The sequence below is a fragment of the uncultured Psychromonas sp. genome (genome assembly GCF_947489755.1).
GTDB lineage: Bacteria > Pseudomonadota > Gammaproteobacteria > Enterobacterales > Psychromonadaceae > Psychromonas.
Genome location: NZ_CANLFB010000031.1, coordinates 25,078 through 43,903 on the forward strand (window position 1 = coordinate 25,078; position 18,826 = coordinate 43,903).

Annotated in this window: 14 protein-coding genes and 1 riboswitch; of the genes, 4 read left to right on the forward strand and 10 right to left on the reverse strand. The window is 36.8% G+C overall.

Annotated elements, in window-relative coordinates; translation table 11 throughout:
- The first annotated feature begins 304 nt into the window (after positions 1 to 304).
- Entirely contained in the window at positions 305 to 1,162 is an 858-nt protein-coding gene (locus Q0794_RS14930) for a hypothetical protein (RefSeq protein ID WP_298943198.1), read from the forward strand.
- A 568-nt stretch (positions 1,163 to 1,730) separates the two neighbouring features.
- Here Q0794_RS14930 and Q0794_RS14935 read toward each other — a convergent pair.
- The 5 genes from Q0794_RS14935 to Q0794_RS14955 form a co-directional block, all read right to left on the reverse strand.
- On the reverse strand, positions 1,731 to 2,201 hold the full coding sequence (locus Q0794_RS14935) for a hypothetical protein (protein ID WP_298943200.1): 471 nt from the start codon (positions 2,199 to 2,201) through the stop codon (positions 1,731 to 1,733).
- A gap of 198 nt (positions 2,202 to 2,399) precedes the next feature.
- Complete coding sequence (locus Q0794_RS14940) at positions 2,400 to 2,579, reverse strand: hypothetical protein (protein WP_298943202.1); 180 nt, start codon at positions 2,577 to 2,579, stop codon at positions 2,400 to 2,402.
- Positions 2,579 to 2,767, reverse strand: a complete 189-nt coding sequence (locus Q0794_RS14945) for a hypothetical protein (protein ID WP_298943204.1) — start codon at positions 2,765 to 2,767, stop codon at positions 2,579 to 2,581. Before Q0794_RS14945 ends, Q0794_RS14940 begins: the two co-directional genes overlap by 1 nt.
- Before the next feature lie 1,112 nt (positions 2,768 to 3,879).
- Entirely contained in the window at positions 3,880 to 4,527 is a 648-nt protein-coding gene (gene ribB / locus Q0794_RS14950) for a 3,4-dihydroxy-2-butanone-4-phosphate synthase (RefSeq protein WP_298943206.1), read from the reverse strand.
- A gap of 95 nt (positions 4,528 to 4,622) precedes the next feature.
- A riboswitch (FMN riboswitch) is annotated at positions 4,623 to 4,799 on the reverse strand.
- A 447-nt stretch (positions 4,800 to 5,246) separates the two neighbouring features.
- Entirely contained in the window at positions 5,247 to 7,556 is a 2,310-nt protein-coding gene (locus Q0794_RS14955) for a beta-1,3-glucanase family protein (RefSeq protein ID WP_298943208.1), read from the reverse strand.
- An 859-nt stretch (positions 7,557 to 8,415) separates the two neighbouring features.
- Here Q0794_RS14955 and Q0794_RS14960 point away from each other — a divergent pair.
- Positions 8,416 to 8,598, forward strand: a complete 183-nt coding sequence (locus tag Q0794_RS14960) for a hypothetical protein (RefSeq protein ID WP_298943210.1) — start codon at positions 8,416 to 8,418, stop codon at positions 8,596 to 8,598.
- A 1,003-nt stretch (positions 8,599 to 9,601) separates the two neighbouring features.
- Here Q0794_RS14960 and Q0794_RS14965 read toward each other — a convergent pair.
- The 3 genes from Q0794_RS14965 to Q0794_RS14975 form a co-directional block, all read right to left on the reverse strand.
- Entirely contained in the window at positions 9,602 to 11,680 is a 2,079-nt protein-coding gene (locus tag Q0794_RS14965; RefSeq protein ID WP_298943212.1) for a DUF4962 domain-containing protein, read from the reverse strand.
- A gap of 483 nt (positions 11,681 to 12,163) precedes the next feature.
- Positions 12,164 to 12,550: a DUF3461 family protein gene (locus Q0794_RS14970; protein WP_298943214.1), complete on the reverse strand. Its 387-nt coding sequence runs from the start codon at positions 12,548 to 12,550 to the stop codon at positions 12,164 to 12,166.
- Between the two features lie 328 nt (positions 12,551 to 12,878).
- Positions 12,879 to 14,291: an alanine/glycine:cation symporter family protein gene (locus tag Q0794_RS14975; protein ID WP_298943216.1), complete on the reverse strand. Its 1,413-nt coding sequence runs from the start codon at positions 14,289 to 14,291 to the stop codon at positions 12,879 to 12,881.
- Positions 14,292 to 14,914: 623 nt separating this feature from the next.
- Between Q0794_RS14975 and Q0794_RS14980 the strand changes: the two genes are divergently transcribed.
- On the forward strand, positions 14,915 to 16,534 hold the full coding sequence (locus Q0794_RS14980) for a GGDEF domain-containing protein (RefSeq protein ID WP_298943218.1): 1,620 nt from the start codon (positions 14,915 to 14,917) through the stop codon (positions 16,532 to 16,534).
- 98 nt (positions 16,535 to 16,632) lie between these two features.
- Here the strand turns inward: Q0794_RS14980 and Q0794_RS14985 are convergent, their stop codons facing one another.
- On the reverse strand, positions 16,633 to 16,953 hold the full coding sequence (locus Q0794_RS14985; protein WP_298943220.1) for a hypothetical protein: 321 nt from the start codon (positions 16,951 to 16,953) through the stop codon (positions 16,633 to 16,635).
- A 121-nt stretch (positions 16,954 to 17,074) separates the two neighbouring features.
- Entirely contained in the window at positions 17,075 to 18,091 is a 1,017-nt protein-coding gene (gene epmB / locus Q0794_RS14990; RefSeq protein ID WP_298943221.1) for an EF-P beta-lysylation protein EpmB, read from the reverse strand.
- Between the two features lie 29 nt (positions 18,092 to 18,120).
- Here epmB and efp point away from each other — a divergent pair, with 29 nt between their 5' ends.
- The gene (gene efp / locus Q0794_RS14995) at positions 18,121 to 18,690 is read left to right on the forward strand and encodes an elongation factor P (protein WP_298943223.1); all 570 of its coding nucleotides are present in this window, start codon (positions 18,121 to 18,123) and stop codon (positions 18,688 to 18,690) included.
- The last annotated feature ends 136 nt before the right edge of the window (positions 18,691 to 18,826 follow it).

Here is an 18,826-nt window from a genome sequence, read left to right on the forward strand (position 1 = left end):
CCACATTGAGTATCGTTTTTCTTGGAGTTTTGTAGAAAGTGTTTTTAAAAGATAAAAAGCAATAGCTGACCCTATTCTCATAGTCACATTGAGTGAATATTTATCATTAGATCTCAATGTCGGCTCCTGTATTTTGGGGACCACTTGGTTTGATTCTGAATATTGGTCAAAGTTAATAGTTGTCGCATAGTTACCTCAGCGTATGATATCTCTTTTTTAATTGATACTGATAATTAAACCTCATCATTTCATTTTGTATAATATATTCTTTAAACAAATTGCCTCTTCAGAAAAGGAAGTTATCTTGATTAATACTAATACCCCTTTATCTCGATCATATCTTTTTAGATTGATATTTGTGATTGGTTTAACAATGACAGTTATATCACTTTACTATTGTGTGGATTGGAAGGTAATTGCAAAAAACTGTGAAATATTTGATTCATTTGAATGCTCAAAATCATTGGCATCATCTTTTTTTATATCGAAGTTAATCGCCACAGCAACATTAACCTCACTTGGCTTCTGGGCTTTGATCTTTAGAAGTGAACAAACCACTCATCAAATAAAAATAACTTTAGATAACAATACATTTAATAATTTTGTATCGCATAAAAAGGAATTTATTGAATTGTTAGTTACATTTGAAGACATAAATAAATGCTCAATTAATAACAAGTCTATGTTGTACGAAAAATTTTTTGCTCAAAATAACCCTACAAATATGAATTTTTCATGTGATGCTCAAGAAGCAACAAGGTTAATTGAGCTTAATACCTCAGAGCAAAAAAAGTTTATAAAAAGAATCTCTCAAATAAAAGGTAAAAAAGGTATTCAATATGCTTTATCAAGGTTTAATAATGCTCTGATGCTACATTATGGTATTTCGATGAATGAATGGCTTGAGTACACTACAGAAGAAGGGGAACAGAAGGTGATGCCTGAAGCTCCATATCATGCTCTAAGAGTATGTAATGAGCTATTTGGATTGATTGCACTTTATAGTGAAAAAAATGAGATATCAGTACAATTATTAGAAGCCTCACAAGAAAATTTTTTAGAGAATCAACATAAAATATCTTCCAGAATTCACGAGTTGTATTTCCGTAAATGGACTAAAAGTTATAGGAAATGTGAAAAGCCTAATTTTCCATATGGATAATAAATTAATAAATTAATAAATTAATTTATTAATTTATTATCGCTGGGTCTTAATCATTTAATCTTGCTTTAGTATGACTATCGTAAGCAACTTTTTGTATTTCACGTTATACATAAATTATTAATTATTCAGACTACGAAAAATGTCGATTCTTCAAAAAATATTGGATAGATACTTATGAATAATTCGTCAATGGGCTTAATACCAAGACGAAGCCAAAGTTAATAAGCATAAAATTGCCACAATGAGCGATACGTTAAGAAGGTAGCCATCTACTCAGATTAAAAAAAATTTGGTGTGGCTTTTTCTGTGGTTACTTTCTTTTGGCCAGCTAGACTGGCACTATCCTCACTTATAGATTTATAAAAGTATCAGTAAAGGGCCTTATCGTAGTTCGAAAACCAAAGGGATCAATATAGCGATTTGCAATGCGTTATTAGCCAGACAAGGTTTGATGTCATTAAAGGATTTGTGGATTAACATTCACTATTCATCATAAGATGAAGTGCCCTGTACGGATGCTCATGCAGGGGACTGGAGATTAGATACCTCCGCTCCCAAATTATGTTTAAATTACTGAAAAAATTGAAGTAACATCTTTTTGTGCTACACATTGAAAATGTCCAGTCGCATCATTTACATTTTTTCTGAGCTTCAATTTCAATTCATGTCCATTTGGGCTATTGAACATAGCAATTTCATTTACGGCGTTCATTAAGTTAAATGCACTAACTCTTACTTCATTACCCGAGATAATTTGGACTTCATTATAAATACGCAGTAAATCAGTGTAATCTGACTCTTGACCGGAACAATGAGAAAACAGATATTTCTGAACTATTACTTGAGACTGAGCTAAAAACTCTGAAAATTTAGCTTTTCGTTCATCTTGTTGCTTATAAAAAATGTGTCGGGCTTCTTTTTTATCATCATGAGTGTGGGTTTTACTTAAAACGAAATAACCAGAAACGGCAGTGATTAGTGATCCCAACCCAATTTTAACGGCAGTGTCTGCTACATCAACCCAATTTACGCTCATAGTTACTCCATAATGTTTGATGCCTCGGTACATAAATGCACCGAGGACTTTTTATAATAAGCCTATTTTATGCAAAATAATTAACAATTCTGAGACTGCTAAAATTACCTTTGCAAGATCAAAGTTTATTTTAAGAGTAGTTTAAATTTTCATGGCAATGGAGCCTTAAAAATAGCTACTTAAGCGCTGAGCAACTTGTTATTTTTTTATATTAGCAACAGGCCAATCTTTATGAGCTAAATAAAGTAGCGCAATAAAATTAACTACAGGGATTAAAAATAAAAAACCCATAGAGCCTTCAAAACCAGCTCTAGAAAATATACGCCAACCAGCAAAAGCGACTAGTGTCCACAAAGCAATAAGAATAATTAAAGACATTATGATTCTTCCTTGTATTGTGGCCACTCTGCAAAAGCTAAGTACAGCAAGAATGCAAGATTTAAAGCAGGAATCCAAAATACAAATTTTGGTGTATCTTTGAAACCAGCTTTAGAATATATCTTTTCTATCGCATGACCTGTTGTAAACCAAATTGCCAATGCAATTATTATTTCTACTACTACCACACAGTTCTCCTTTATTAATTGGTGGTGAAAAAACTAACAGTTTATTAAACCGAAAAATTCCATATTTCTGGTGGAAATACGGAATAGTTTAATTTGTTAAAAATCAATTAATAATAGGCTAAATTAACAGTAAATCAAATGTTTAGAATAAAACATCAAAATTTAATGATGTGGAAAGGAGGGATAATTCTTTATGAGCAACGGAAAGGAAGAATAGTGTTAGTTTATTTACAGCCAGCCTAGTTTTAAGCCCTGATTATTCGTAATGCGACAGTCACTATGGGTACAACTCCCCGCCGTTGAACTTTCCCAAGCAATTAACTCATTTTAGTAAAGCCAAACAGGATGTTTGGTTTAGTTGAGGCTTTAAGATGCATCGGCTTACTAGGACGCTCAATACGGCTACATCAATTTCCCATTTTGTTTTTCTGAATCAATCACTGCCTTTAGCAAGGTTAGGCATGGATGCCGTTGCTAGTTCAGAGCGCCACAGGGATGTGGCGTATGAACGGTGCGTTAAGAAGGTAGTTATTTATTCAGATTAAAAAAACGATATGGGCGAGTTTCTTTTGGCTTTTCATCGACATAGCTTTTCTTTGTTCGTATAAAGAATCTTGTTTATTTAGACTGTTAAACATCAAGCAAAGAATAATCAACCTGTTTCAATGAGCGTAGACGAACCAATACTCATCATGGCTACAACTTCCCGCCGTTGAGCTTTCCCAAGCAATTAACTCATTTTAGTAAAGCCAAACAGGATGTTTGGATTAGTTGAGGCTAGTGCATGGATGCACGTCCGAAACGGTACGTTTAAAATGCGTTTATTGTTTGGATAAGAAAGCGACTCGGTGACAGTCTTTTTGCTTACTTTTTCTGCTGTTCAGAAAAAGTAAAGTCGCCGACAGGGCGAAATCCAAGCTAATAAATATCAAATAGCCTTCATGAGCGCAGACGAATCTTACTTTATTCAAATATAAATTAAACCCCAAAAGCATAGTTGTTGCGACAACAAAAAAGGCCATCTATATCACTATAGACAGCCCACTCATTCATCACCTATTTCAGCTTTAGATGTTTTAGCTAACTAAACCTTAGCTAATCCAAAACCAAAACTAAGCTACCTGTTCTGCTTGAAGATAATTCACCAAATCATCAATACTCATGACTGGAATATCATGCTGCTGTGCAAACTTCACCACTTCTGGCAAACGCGCCATCGAGCCATCTTCATTACTTAACTCACAAATCACACCTGCGGGAGCAAACCCTGCCAATGTCGCTAAATCAACGGCTGCTTCTGTATGTCCTCTTCGCACTAATACGCCACCTGCTACTGCCTGTAGTGGGAAAACATGACCTGGTCGAGACAGGTCATCTGCCGTTGCATTGGGTGCGACTGCAGTTTTAATCGTGGTAACACGGTCTGCTGCTGAAACACCTGTTGTTACGCCGTGCTTTGCTTCAATACTGACAGTATAAGCAGTGGTATTTTGGCTGGTGTTGTTGCTGACCATTTGTGGAAGTTCTAGCTTTTGCGTGGTTTTGGTCGGTAAGCATAAACACACTATGCCACTGCCTTCACGGATCATCATCGCCATTTGTGGGGTTGTTAATGTTTCAGCAGCAAAAATAAAGTCACCTTCATTTTCTCTGTCTTCATCATCGACGACTAACACGCCTGAACCGTTTTTGATTGATTGAATGGCATTTAACACACGAGAGTGTGAATCACCGAATAAACTTAATAGAGACTGACTCATGGTATTTTCCTTTGAATAGTTACCAGAATCAGGGCATTGAGAATGGCATCATCCAACAATTAGATGATGTCAATTAGCACTACACATGCAGTACTTTGGTTTCTCTTTCATCCGGACTTTAACCGTCGGCTCTGGAATTAAACCAGATCTGCTGACCTTTATTGCTACTATTATTACGTTTATTACTACGTTAAATAATCAATAAAGCGCTCGCGGGCTCACCTAATAGGTTTACCGCCGGTGGGGAATTTCGCCCCGCCCTGAGAATTGCTAAGTTAAATTAGCGTGCGGATTTTAACGCTTACTGAATAAGGAAGATAGTTGAATGAGCAAGATAATTGAAAAATAGGGCAATTGAAAAACCAAGGTAATTGAAAAAATAAGATAATTGATAAAGAGGTTCGTTAAAAAGGGATCAAAGAAATGGTCGACAATAAAAACCCTCAGAGCAGGTAAATATAGAAGCCGAGATTACTGACCAAGCAAGCTAAATCGATGATGAAGAAGACGTCTCTATGGCTAGCGTTTAAGGGGGAATCACAGCGGCAATGTTATGATCATAAAAGTTATGAGCGTAAAAGGTAAGGGTATAAATGTTAGAATAATAAGAAGTTATGATAATAAAAAGGCTATCTATATCACTATAAACAGCCTTTCTTGTTGAGTTGGAGGTTAATTCAACATGCTTGTTTTTTGCTCATTTTCATTATTGTGTGAGATTAGCTTAACGTTAACTCTATCCAGTTAAGGTTCCAATCATCATCAGTCGCGGTTAAGCGTAATGTGATATCGCCAGCGGGTAACGTGATGCTGTCTGACTGAGTTTCCCAATTATCCCAACTGCCTGTTGATTGAAGAGCTGTTGAGGTTTCTGTTACGCCATCGACTTGAACATTGACTGCACTGTCATCAATACTCGCGATACGATATTCAATAGTGTACGTGCCTGCTGTTGCTACGGTTATTTGATATTCCATATAATCGCCGCTATCAATCCAACCTACATTTAGGTCTCCATCACTATCAATCGTTGTTTCTGTTTGAATGCCTGACATTGCGCTGTAATCTTCAGCTTGAATACGTGCATAACCTTGTTCGTCAAAACTACTTTCAGTACTGCTCGTCGTTTGATCTAAGGTAAGATCTATCCAGTTAATGTTCCAGTTATCATCTGTTGCAAGTAAACGAAGGGTGATATCACCTGCAGGTAAAGTAAGTGTGTCTAATTGTGTTGTCCAAGCATCCCAGCTGCCTGTCGATTCGAAGGTTGTAGTGAGTACTGTTTCACCATCTACTTGAACTTCTACCGCTCCTTCCGCATCAATACTCGCGATACGGTAGGCAATGGTGTAATCACCTGCTGTGTCTATCGTCAGGTTGTATTCCATGTAGTCGCCAGCGTCAATCCACCCAACATTTAGGTCGCCACTGCTATCGGTTGTCGTTTGTGTTTGAATACCTGACATTGCACTATAATCTTCAGCTTCAACACGTACCGTTGTATCGTTACTGTAATCACCATCATTAACTTCAACGGTAATACTTGCTGAAACGGTTTCATCATAACTACTTACGGTAATCGTTGATGACCCTGTTGTTAGTGCTGTCACAAGACCATCTACGACTGTCGCGACGGCTGTGTCACTTGACTCCCAAACTACAGCATCATTATCTACATCAGTCGGTAGTAAAGTGAATGCTAGTTGTGATGTTTCGTCACTACTCAAGCTTAAACCCGTTTCTGATAAGGTCATTGATTCAGGTGCAACATAAGGGTCATCAACAAATCCACCAATGGTGATCTTTACTGTTTCAGGCGTTGTGCTTTGTATTGTTGATGAGTAATCAAACACATCATCATATGCAAACGCATAGGTTTCACCTTCAAAGCTAATATCTTCAGAGTGGAAGAAGGCAACATATTCGTTGTGTGTGGTTGTGCTGCCAAAGTAAGTGCTAAGGTCAGACCATTCTAATAATTCACCACTTTCAGCATCAAGATCGATGGCGCCACGATTGAACGCTGCACTAAAGTGTTTTTGAATATTTAAATCGGCATCAACATCTCCAGTACTTTCTACATCTTCAGCCAATACGCCGCTCGCTTCTAAAATTTCTAGCGTATCTGGTTTTGCAGAGATCATACCGATAGTACCGTCACTCTGATTAGTAAATATGAATTGGTCATCAACAACAATACCCGTCCAAACGCCTGCATCACCAATGCTTAAGTACATAGATTCGTCTGTATAACGAGCCCATACAGCATCAACATAGTCTGAGAAATAGTCGCTGTCGCTTTCACCATCTTGGAAAGAGGTGCTTTTTGATGGGTTTAAAATAATGCCTAGGTCTTCGTCAAGCGAACCTTGAAAAGCTTCTCCGACACGTGAAGTCCATTCTTTAAGAATATCTTCATGGGCTAATACTTCACCAACACGTTTATAAAAACCGTCAGTCCCCCAAACTTCAAGACCCATCGGGTATTGATAAGCATCAACACGTGTTGTATTTGTCCAAAGGCCATTATCGCCATAGGTTAATTCAACTAATTCATATCTGAGGTTTAGGTTCGGATCTGAGTCATTAGATAATGAAGGTGCTGAGTAACCGCCTCCGTCACCGAAAAAGTAGAGGTAAAGTGGTGATTCAAATGAGATGAAGATGCGCACTGAAGAAATAAGCGGCATGTTAATGGTTTTATCTGGGATCTCGCTGAGTAAAGTGAAAACATCTGCATACATTGCGTTGCCGCCTGGACCATTATTACCATTATAAACAGGCCCTTGTAATGTATTATCTTCTACTGACATTTCATTCACTTCGCCAGTGGTCATATCTATCCAAACATCGGTATCATCTATTTTACCGACAAGTGCAACATAGACTTTTTCATCGCTAAATTCTGAAATATTATTGATGACGTAGGGAAGGGGTAATGTTTGTGCCGTTATGCTACTAGTAAAAAAGCTACACAGCAGAACAAGTAATGTGGGTATCACTATTTGCATTTTCTTTTTGACTATCATGTCATTTATATCCTTAGATTATGAGTAGTTCTATCTTGAGTTTGTAGGACTAGTTAGTTCCATTCAGTGGGATAATTCATGCTTAATAACCATTGTAATGAGAAAAAATAGGTGACTGATTCACTTAGTTTTTAACCCTATCTATACCACTCCAACGGCATAGAAAACCGTATTATTAAGGTTTATTAATAAACGAATGATGGTCTAAAAATGTCATGTTTTTAATAATAAAAGCTTTAATAATAACGTTATTCATAATAAAAAAGGCTACTTATATGACTATAAGCAGCCTTTTAATACTTAGAAGCTAAGCTGTATTGAAATTAAGAACCATAATTTTATTGTCTTAAAAATCAATCACTACTAATTCTCTATCAATTGCTAACGCTAAAAAATTACCCACTAATTGATGTGACACTTCAGTTTTAGGCTCGTTCATTTTACTTGACGCTATTAAGGTCAAAATTTTATATTTTATTGTGTAATCGAAAAAAAATTTACTACATTAATATAAGTCTATGGCGGTATTCATTACTATAAAAAAGGCCGTCTATATTAACTCGTTCCCACGCTCTGCGTGGTAATGAATATGCGTTATGCAAAGTCTTTTATTAACTCGTTCCCACGCTCTGCGTGGTAATGAATATGCGTTATGTAAAGTCTTTTATTAACTCGTTTCTAAGCTAACTCTTTCCCACGCTCTGCGTGGTAATGTATATGCGTTATGCAGAGTCTTTTATTAACTCGTTTCTAAGCTAACTCGTTCCCACGCTCTGCGTGGTAATGTATAGGCATAATGAACAAGTCATAAAAATTCTCTCATCATCATTAAAAGAATAAAAAATATAAGGAGCAGATCATGGGACGTAGCCGTTATAAAATCACCCAAACCGATGCGCCACATTTTGTTACCTTAACCGTCCTGCACTGGATCCCTGTATTTACACGCCCACAGACCGTTGATATTTTGTTGGAATCATTACGATTTTTAATGAAAGAAGGGTTGAAAGTGCATGCCTATGTGATCTTGGAAAACCATTGACATCTTATTGTACAAAGCCCTCAGCTTAATAAAGATATGACACGATTTAAATCATTTACGGCAAAAAAATTATTAGATTATCTTAAATAGAATCGTGTCCAAACGATTTTAGAACAATTAGTATTTTATAAAAAAGCACACAAAACTGATCGTCAATATCAGTTTTGGCAGAGGGAATTCATCCTGAGCTGATTCAAAATGAGACGATGATGTTGCAGAAAATTGAGTATATTCATTATAACCCAGTAAAACGGGGCTATGTTGAGCAAGCTTTGCATTGGCGCTACTCTAGTGCGCGAAATTATGAAGATGAAGTTGGGTTACTTGAGATAAATAGGTGTTGGTAGTAAGGAATCGAGCTAACTAGATACATTCTCACGCGGAGCATGGGAGCTAGGTATGAACTAGATACATTCCCACGCGGAGCATGGGAACGAGGTAACACCGTTAAGCTGCATCGATGAGCACAAACTAACCGATACTCATCATGGCTACGACTCCCGCCGTTGAGCTTTCCCAAGCAATTAACTTATTTTAGTAAAGCCAAACAGGATGTTTGGATTAGTTGAGGCTTTAAGGATCATATGCTAACTAGGTCGCTCAATACGGCTACATAAATTTCCCCGTCATATTTTTCTGAATCAATGATTACCTTCAGCAAGGTTAGGCATGGATGCCGTTGCTAGCGAACTTCGCGGCATGGACGCCGCGTATGAGCGGTGCGTTAAGAAGGTACTCATTTATTAAGGTTAAAAAATATTCGGTGTGGCTTTTTCTTTGGTTACTTTCTTTTGGCCACTCAAAAGAAAGTAACACGCCGATAGGGCGGAACACCAAGCAACAATTATTTATTAAGCTACGTTGAGCGCAGACGACTTTTGATGCTAATTAAATAGGACTTTAATTTGAAAAAGCTTCTGTTGTTGCGACAACAAAAAAGGCCACCTATATTGCTATAGACGGCCTTTTTAATTTTTGACTAAGTCAGTATGAACTACAAAACTTAAAGCTCGATAGTCACTACTTCACCATCAATTGTTAGCTCTAATGTATTGCCAACTAATTTATGTGACACTTCAGTTTTAGGGCCGTTGATTTTACTTGGCACTAATAGCGTTAGAATGTTGTGTTCTTTTTTCGCTTTGAATTTAGCTTCAACATGACGATGCACTTCAAGGTCAGCATATTCAGCAGGGTCAACTTCACCAAAACCTTCTACGTTCTCAATTGAAAGTAGGTCGTTTTTGCTGTCGTTAATGAATGACACGTCTAATGTTGCGTTATCACCAATGATGTTGAATGAATCTGTCGCAGTTTCAGTTTTGAATGTGGTGTGTAATAACCAAGTCAGATCTTGCTCTGATTTTAGTGTTGCGGTATCACGCATTACAAACACTTTACCTTTAGCAAACCAGATTTTACGTTTGTAAGATTCAAGATCTGGGTTGTGGAATTGGTATGATGTAGATGCATCACCTTCCACAAATAATACGTCAGATTCTGTATCGTAATCACTTATTTTACCGCCAGCTTCAATACAGTAACGATCTTGATGTTCGCCTTCAAACTTAGTGGTTGTGTTCTCTGCATACTGACCTTTTCCATTAAATAATGGTAAGTTTTTAGAGAAGGTACGACGACGCCATTTGATGTGCATATCAACACCAAAACCACCGTAGTAACCTGTGATAGACGCTAGCGTATCGCCAAATGCATGGAGTGTGTAAGCATTTTGGTCACCGTGTGAATGGCTGATTGAACCGAATGGGCTACATTTGTAAACCATGTGGATGTGCTCTTCACGGTTTGTCATGTTGCTGTGGAATGCTGCCCAACCTGTGATTGGGAATACTTTTAGTAGCGGCTTGTTTGAAGGCGCAACTTCAGGCATATCGTTCCATAGGTAATCAAAACGTAAGTCATCGTAACCAAAGTCCCACCAACCGAAGTTGTAGAATTTTGTATGGGCTTCAGTATCACGCGCTTTTAATTGGTTGTAGTACCAAATATATTCTGGCTTGTTGTTCACACCAGCAAAGTGCTTGATGTTGTAAGCGAGTTTAAGACCTGGGAAATCACCAATACTTGATTGGTCACAGAAACTAGCGCGCTTAGAATGTACTGGCATACAGTACATGATGAAGTCGCCGGTGTTTTTGTAGAATTCTTTGTTGAACATGTTGATAGACGTGTAGCTTTTCAGTAAGTCAAAAGACTCACCTAGGAACGCCATTTGTGTGTTCCAGTAATCTGGACCTTCAGCCCATGCACCGTCTTTACCGCCCCATGGTGGGTAATGCGTTGCATAGTATTCGATACCGTATTCGATGTATTCACGTGCTTTCGGGTATTCATTGTAAAGTGCGATACACGTCGGAATAACCGCTGAACTGATACTACGAACACCGTGACTGTTTAGCGGGTTCGCTAATAAATCGACCGTTACTTTAAGGTGATGCATGATCTCTTCTAAACGTACGATCAGTGCTTTTTTAACGATTTCACGTTCTTCATCTGAGAAGTAAGCGTGTAACCAGTCAAAACCCCATGCCATTGCTGCAATAACACGGAAAGCCGCTTCATCGTTGTAACCACGAGATGTAACGCCTTCTGGATCGTAAGACGCTAATTCTAATGTCCATGCTTTAGCTTTAGCGATGATTGCGTCATCTTCTAACACCACACCAGCGATAGACAGATTACGTGTTGCATTGAATGCCTCTTGGCAACTCACGTACATTTGACGCCAGTAAGGGCGCCATAAAGAGGCTTTACCGACTGTTTCTTCTGGATAAGCTTTTGGTTCTGCGTAAGGGGCAACGTCTAAAAACTTGTTTGTAGAGTTGTTCATGAACGCATCAAATTTGCAGTAACCTGCATCGCTTTTAAGATTTGCTTTGAATGCTGGAAGATCTTTACTTTGAACTAATAGGCGAGGGTGCTCAACGCTTAAGTTATCAAGGAAAGAAAGATCAATTGTAGCTTTTTCGACTTTAACTGGCATCACATCAATCAGATTACCTGCAGACTTGTCGTTTTCTAATTTGATCGCTTTGATGGCGTCAAAAGACTTGTTAGACATTTAAGACCTCTACTTATGAAATTAATAAACTTTTACGTGCCTTCAAATACCGATCGTTAAAAAGAGGTACTCAAAGGAATTTAAATAAAATATACAGTCTAAATACGCGTTGAAAAGCAGGTTTTATGTGTTAAAACACGCTCTATTGTAGAGCAACAAGCTTTAGCTGTAATGATAAGACCTGTAGCAATTACGGTCTTAGCGATAATTAATTTATATCATTTGTATTACTTAATTACAATAATGTGGCGATTGTTCAATTACGATTTTAGGGGTCGATCACAAGGACGCAATAGAGATGTAAAAAGTCGTTAATTACGCGTGGGTATTTGAGGTTTATTGTGAGGTTATTTGAACGCAATAAGCGGTCATTGAGAAGGTCGTCATTACTGTAAAAAAACAAAAAAGACCGTAAAAAGCAAAAAAGCGAACTATGTTGTTCGCTTTTTGTTATTAAGAAACCATCATGTTTTAGCGGACTTATTAAAGTTTATCTAATTTATGTTCTATCTCTTGGATCTTATTGTCTACTACCAATTGTAGATGCTTTAAGTCTGATAATATTTGCTGTTTTAGTTCTTTTTCACTACTTACATGCAAGCTTAAGCTATCTAGCTCTTTAATGATTTTATGTAGTGTCGGATTGATTTCTGATAATTCAGTCGTGCCTTGAATATGTTGGTTGTGTTGACCGCCACTGACTGTTTTTATTTGGCGTTGAAATTTATATTTACTGCTACGGCCTATCAACATGCCCGCGCCTTTACGGAAATATACTTTTAAAATATCTTTATCGCCTTCTTTACGTAATGAATAGCGTTTAATATTTTCTGGATTGCGGATCCCGATGTCTCTAAGATTTGGATACATGACTTCTCCTTAAGTATATTGTCGATAATAGTTTATTGGTCTTTAGTGTGAACTATCACGAAAAAAGATCAATTCTTATTCTCTTAAATTAGCTTTTTATAGTGATATTTCTTACCTATCTTTGTCATTTATCAATATCTAAGCTTGGGTTTGGAAAGGATAGAATAAGGATAAATAGAAGGCAGATAATATTGTATTGGAAAGGTGAGGGAGTGGTTGAAAGGGGAGTTTAAAGTCGTTTATTTAATTTTAATAAAAGCCGTCTTGATTAACTAAAACCAGATAATCCTTTACTCTGGTTTTAGTTATATTGAGCATGAAATAAAAGCTACTTTTTAGCTTCCCATATTCCAGGCTCTATCTTTTTATCTAACGCGGGTATTTTAGTACGGTCAAAGGTTGGAACTTTACCCGCGCTAAGTTGTTGGTTGTAATCCTTAGCTAATTTAATCACTTCATTAGACAGTAATAAAATAGCGATAAGGTTAACGATAGCCATTAAGCCCATCGATACATCAGCTAAAGACCAAATAACATTGTTGCTTTGTGTTGCACCAAACAAAATCATACCCAGTACCGCGATACGTAGAACGATTAGACCACGTGTATTTTTATGCTGTAAAAATACAAGATTTGTTTCTGCGTAAGAGTAGTTTGCAATGATTGATGTAAAAGCAAAGAACAGCAAGGCAATTGCAACAAAAGAACCACCCCAATCGCCAACTTGGATATCCAGTGCGCGTTGGGTTATTTCAACACCGCCCATTCCAGAGAATGACTCTAAGCCGCCTGATAACAAGATAATCGATGCTGTTGCTGTACAGATAATAATAGTATCGATGAAAACACCCAGCATTTGTACATAACCTTGTGAAGCAGGATGTGGCGGATAAGGAGAAGCCGTTGCTGCTGCATTAGCGGCACTACCCATACCTGCTTCATTCGAGAACAATCCACGTTGAACACCGGTCATGATCATTGCACCAAATGCTCCACCGGTCGCTTCTTGCCAACCAAAGGCTGAGTCAAAAATAAGACCAAAAATACCAGGCAGTTCAGTGATGTTAATTAGCACAACGTAAGCAGCGATAAGTAAGTAAACTAATGCCATTGCTGGCACAATTTTTTCAGCTACTTTTGCAATACCACGAATACCAGTAAAAATAACGGCTGCCGAAATAAGCGCTAAAATAATACCGACAGTTAATTTATCAAATTGGAATGACTCATGTAATGCGGCTGTAATTGAGTTTGCTTGCACAGCATTAAATACTAAGCCAAATGCGATAATCAGGAAGATAGCGAATAAGCTACCCATCCAACGTGCATTTAAACCACGTTCCATATAATAAGCTGGGCCGCCTCGGAAGTTACCTTCTTCGTCGTGTACTTTATAGGCTTGAGCCAATGTGCTTTCTGCGAAACTTGTTGCCATCCCTAATAATGCAATTAACCACATCCAGAAAATAGCACCGGGGCCGCCTACGGTAATAGCGATTGCGACACCTGCTAAGTTACCTGTACCTACTCGTGCTGCTAAACTGGTGGATAATGCTTGGAAAGAAGAGATACCTTCTTTGTCGGACTTGCGGCTTCCTTTCATAACAGTAAAAGTATGAAAGAAGTGTCGGAATTGAATAAAACCTAATCTTATTGTGAAATAAATCCCTGTTCCGATTAATAAATAAACGAGGATTTGCCCCCATAATAAACCATTCAACGTATTGAGAAGCGATAACATAAGGATACCTTTTTATTATATTGCGCGAGTCCCTTTAAATTATTAAAACGCAATTGGATAATGAATAAGCGCGCGATATTAGCAAATATGATGCTGTTTTGCTGATTTTTATAATTCAAAGGTAAATTGCTCTTGAATTCAAGTAATAAGTGCGTGTTATTTATTCATTTTGATAAGGCGAGTTAATATCGAAGCTCGTTTGGGTTAAAAATAGAACGCGGATAGTAAGGAATACAATTAATTAATTGAGCGAATGGCTATTAATAGCGGAGCTGTAATTATTATTATAATTATTTGATTTAATTAATTTTGTAAACTATTAAATATTATTTAAACAATAAAAATATTTTAAAATAAACATTAATATTTTATTTTAATTTATGTTGTTGATTTTTATTGTTTTATTTGGGGTTTCTTTATTTTCGGATTTTATTTTTTATCTCTATTTTTTTAAGTGGAATACAATTTTTACCTTTGTGTTCTTTTTTATATTGTTTAAAATTGAATCAATTAATTTGATATTTAATGTATAATGTCTATTTGTCTCATTTAATTAGCCTCTACTAATGATTTATAAGCTTTGCAGGCAAAGAAGCCAATAAGCAATTAAGCTCAAGGACGATATGCCCCGATTACGACATAGATTAAGTTTCAGAGTGGTTACGCTCACGATTATATTAGCTGCCATGATTACTATCGTAGGGATCTCTGGCATCTTGTCATTAAAAGAATTTCAAGAAGATTATGGGAAAATCAAAGGTAATAATTTTGAAATGCTACTGAATATGACCAAACTAAAAGTTCAGAGTAATGAAGTGCTGACGGCGACTACCGATATGTTTTTAGCAGAAAATAAAAGTGATTTGAAAGACATTAATCTATACATCAAAGACAGGATGGCTTGGATAGATCAATTATCAGAAGAACTGGCTAATCGGGTTGATAACGTTCAAGAATTATTTATTTTAAAATCCCGTTTATATGCACAAGTTCAAGTTATTTCTGATGAAATGTTAAAAAAATTGGCGTTATTAGATGCATTAATGATCGAATATAAAAAAGTAGAGGAATATAAACACGCTCAAATAAAGGCAGGGAATTCAAATATTGCCCTCATGGTTGATAATGTGATGTCACTATTAAATTCACTGGATCAAAACAGTCTTTTGAGTCAGAAAAAACCTAATGCGGAGGAAGTTAAGCGACTTATTAATTCAATGAGATTTTCAACGTCAGAACAGCAATATAACCGCCTCACTGCCTTATTTCTCGAAAAACCATCTTTAACGTCTGCTTACCAAAATTATTTATCACAGATTCAAGCACTTAAAATACTTAAATCTGAAAGTATCGAACTTAGCCAAGCGGTCACCTCTGTGACGGGCGAGGTTATTTTGACAACACAGAAAAATTTCTTGGATAATTTAAATAAAATAGAAGAAAAAATCACGTCACGCCAATCTGATTTGTACCTGTTGATGTTTGTGTCTTTTCTCATCACTTCATTATTAGTCTTTTTACAAATAGATTTTTTGCGTCGAGTACATCTTATACGTCAAGTTATCGAGGCGGGCGACGCTAAAAGCCAATTCCAAATACCTATAAAAGGAAGAGATGAAATCAGTGAAATGGCTAAATCAGTTAAAAAATACATTGATGAAATATTAGAAAAAGAACAGCAAGTCTCTGAAACTAATAAAAAGCTTGAGCATTTAGCGATGCATGATGGGTTAACTAATATTTATAACCGTCGCTATTTTGATGCCAAACTAGAACAGGAACATCTTCGTTATTTACGTTATAAAGAATCTTATTGTTTAGCGATGTTAGATTTAGATCTCTTTAAAAATATTAATGATACTTATGGTCATGATATAGGCGATAAAGTCTTAGTTGAATTTACCACCCGAGTAACGAAACAACTGAGAGAAACTGACCTCTTTGCCCGTTTAGGTGGTGAAGAATTTGGCTTATTAATGCCACAAACTTGTGAGCATAATGCGATGAAACTGATGGAGCGTATCAGAAGCAATGTTGACTCTTTTCCATTTTTAATCAATGACTTCAGTATTAATTTTTCTGTTAGCATTGGATTGGTTGAAGTGCAGGAACTTGATGATATGCATGATGTATTAAAACAACTCAGTTTGGCTGATAAAGCATTATATGAAGCAAAAAATACAGGACGTAATAGGATTGAAATATATCAAGGTGAGCCGTTGATTGCTCACCAAAGAGCGTAGTTAAGTAATATTGCTATATTTCGTTAGATAGCTATCTATTTACCTCACTGTCTACCTAGCTAACGACTTAATGAGGGCATTAAGTCGTTTTTGAATAGTTATTTTTCTTTTAGATTTTCTTTAAAAGCGTTAAGCATTTTAAATAGTAATTCAATTTTAACGACGATAGCAGGCAGTTGCTTCATGTAGTGCTCTTCTGTATCCGTTTGAATTGCTTGTAAATCTGCTGCTAATTCTTCTACATACGGTAAAAACGTATCGGCATGTTTTGTAAATGGCGTATCATCTGCAAAAATATGAGCGAAACCTGCCGTTTTTTGTTTGCGTAATTCACTTAAGGCTTGGTCAGCATCTACCGCTCGGTGGTAAATTATTTTAATATTTTCTTGAAGCTGTGCTTGCACGCTTTCTTTGCTCATCATTGTCTCCTGTGCAACTTAGTCTTTTAACTTAGTTATTTAACTGGTTATTTGGCTTAGCTATTTAACTTGGTCATATTAGCCTAGTCATTTAACCCTGCCATATTAATAATATCGGGCATTATAACGAATGTATTAAGGTTTTGCTTTGTTGTCCTGCGATTTCTCTACTTAAGCGTGGAACCAAATAGCCGGGTAATTCGCTTTGCATTTGTTTATGTAATGTTTGTGCGTGTTTTTCAGCGATATCAAAATGCGCTGCACCTTGAACTTTATCAAGTAAAAACAGGTAGTAAGGCAGAATGTTAACTGAAAATAAGGCTTCACTGAGTGCGACAAGCGATTCAACATCATCGTTCACACCTTTTAATAATACGCTTTGATTCAATAGCTGAATGCCAGCTTGGTGACAGCGTTGCATTGCTTGTGCAAAGTCATGGTCAATTTCTTGATGATGGTTAATATGTAGCACTAATACGATTTTAAAGCGGCTTTGTTGCAAACGATCGGCGAGTGCTTGAGTAATACGAGACGGGATCACGACGGGTAAGCGTGTATGAATACGTAAACGTGTTAATTGTGGCAATGCTTCCAGTTGTGTTAATAATTCAAATAACTGTTTATCTTTGCTCATTAACGGATCGCCACCACTGAGGATCACTTCATTGACGTCAGGATGTGCTTGTATGTAATTAATGATCTCGATTATCTGAGATTTGTTAATGTTGTTCTCAGCGTAAGGAAAGTGACGTCTAAAACAATAGCGACAATTCACCGCACATCCTGTTTTTAAAATAAGTAAAACCCGGCTTTTATATTTGTGTAATAAACCTTGTTGATTGTTATTTTGTTCAACGAGCGGATCCGTTGTATAACCCGATACGAGCAATTCTTCGTCGTTAATCGGCAGGACTTGTTTTAATAAAGGATCGTTAATATTGCCTTTCTTCATTTTCTTGATGAAGGGTAAAGGTACCAACATTGGGAATTGTTTTCTCGCAAGTTGACTAATTAGGTCGTTTTCTTGCTCAATCTCCAATATTTCCAATAGTTGTAGTGGATTTTTAACCGCATTAGCGAGTTCCTTTTGCCAAGTTGGCAAGTCAGCGGTATTATTCACGGTAATTATTTCAGGCATTTTTTATCAGTTTAGTAATAGAGGTTATAATGGCAACATATAGTACCAGTGATTTTAAAGGCGGGCTAAAGTTCATGCTCGATAATGAGCCATGTGTGATCATGGAAAACGAGTATGTTAAACCTGGTAAAGGCCAAGCCTTTAGCCGTGTTAAATATCGTAAGCTAATATCTGGCAAAGTGGTAGATAAAACATTCAAATCAAATGAAACAGTAGAGTCTGCTGATGTAATGGATTTTGACTTAGCTTATCTTTACAACGATGGCGAGTTCTTCCATTTTATGGATAACGATACATTTGAACAAATTGCTGCAGATGCAAATGCTGTAGGCGATATGGACAAATGGTTAGTAGAGCAAAACATTTGTACTATCACGACTTGGAACGATGCACCGATTGCTGTAATGCCTCCTAACTTCGTTGAATTAGAAGTGACTGAAACAGACCCAGGTCTTAAAGGTGATACTGCCGGTACTGGTGGTAAACCTGCGACATTATCAACAGGCGCGACGGTACGTGTTCCTTTATTCATCCAAATTGGTGAAACGATTAAAGTTGATACACGCAGTGGCGAATACGTTGGTCGTGTAAAAAAATAATCGATTCAATTCATTAATAATTGTTAATGGATTATCGAAATAGAAAACCAGCATTGAGCTTAATGCCGATCAGTTAAGAAAATTAGTTGATTTTTAGCTGAAGAAGATCAAAATCCTATGACTCAAAAGGTCATGG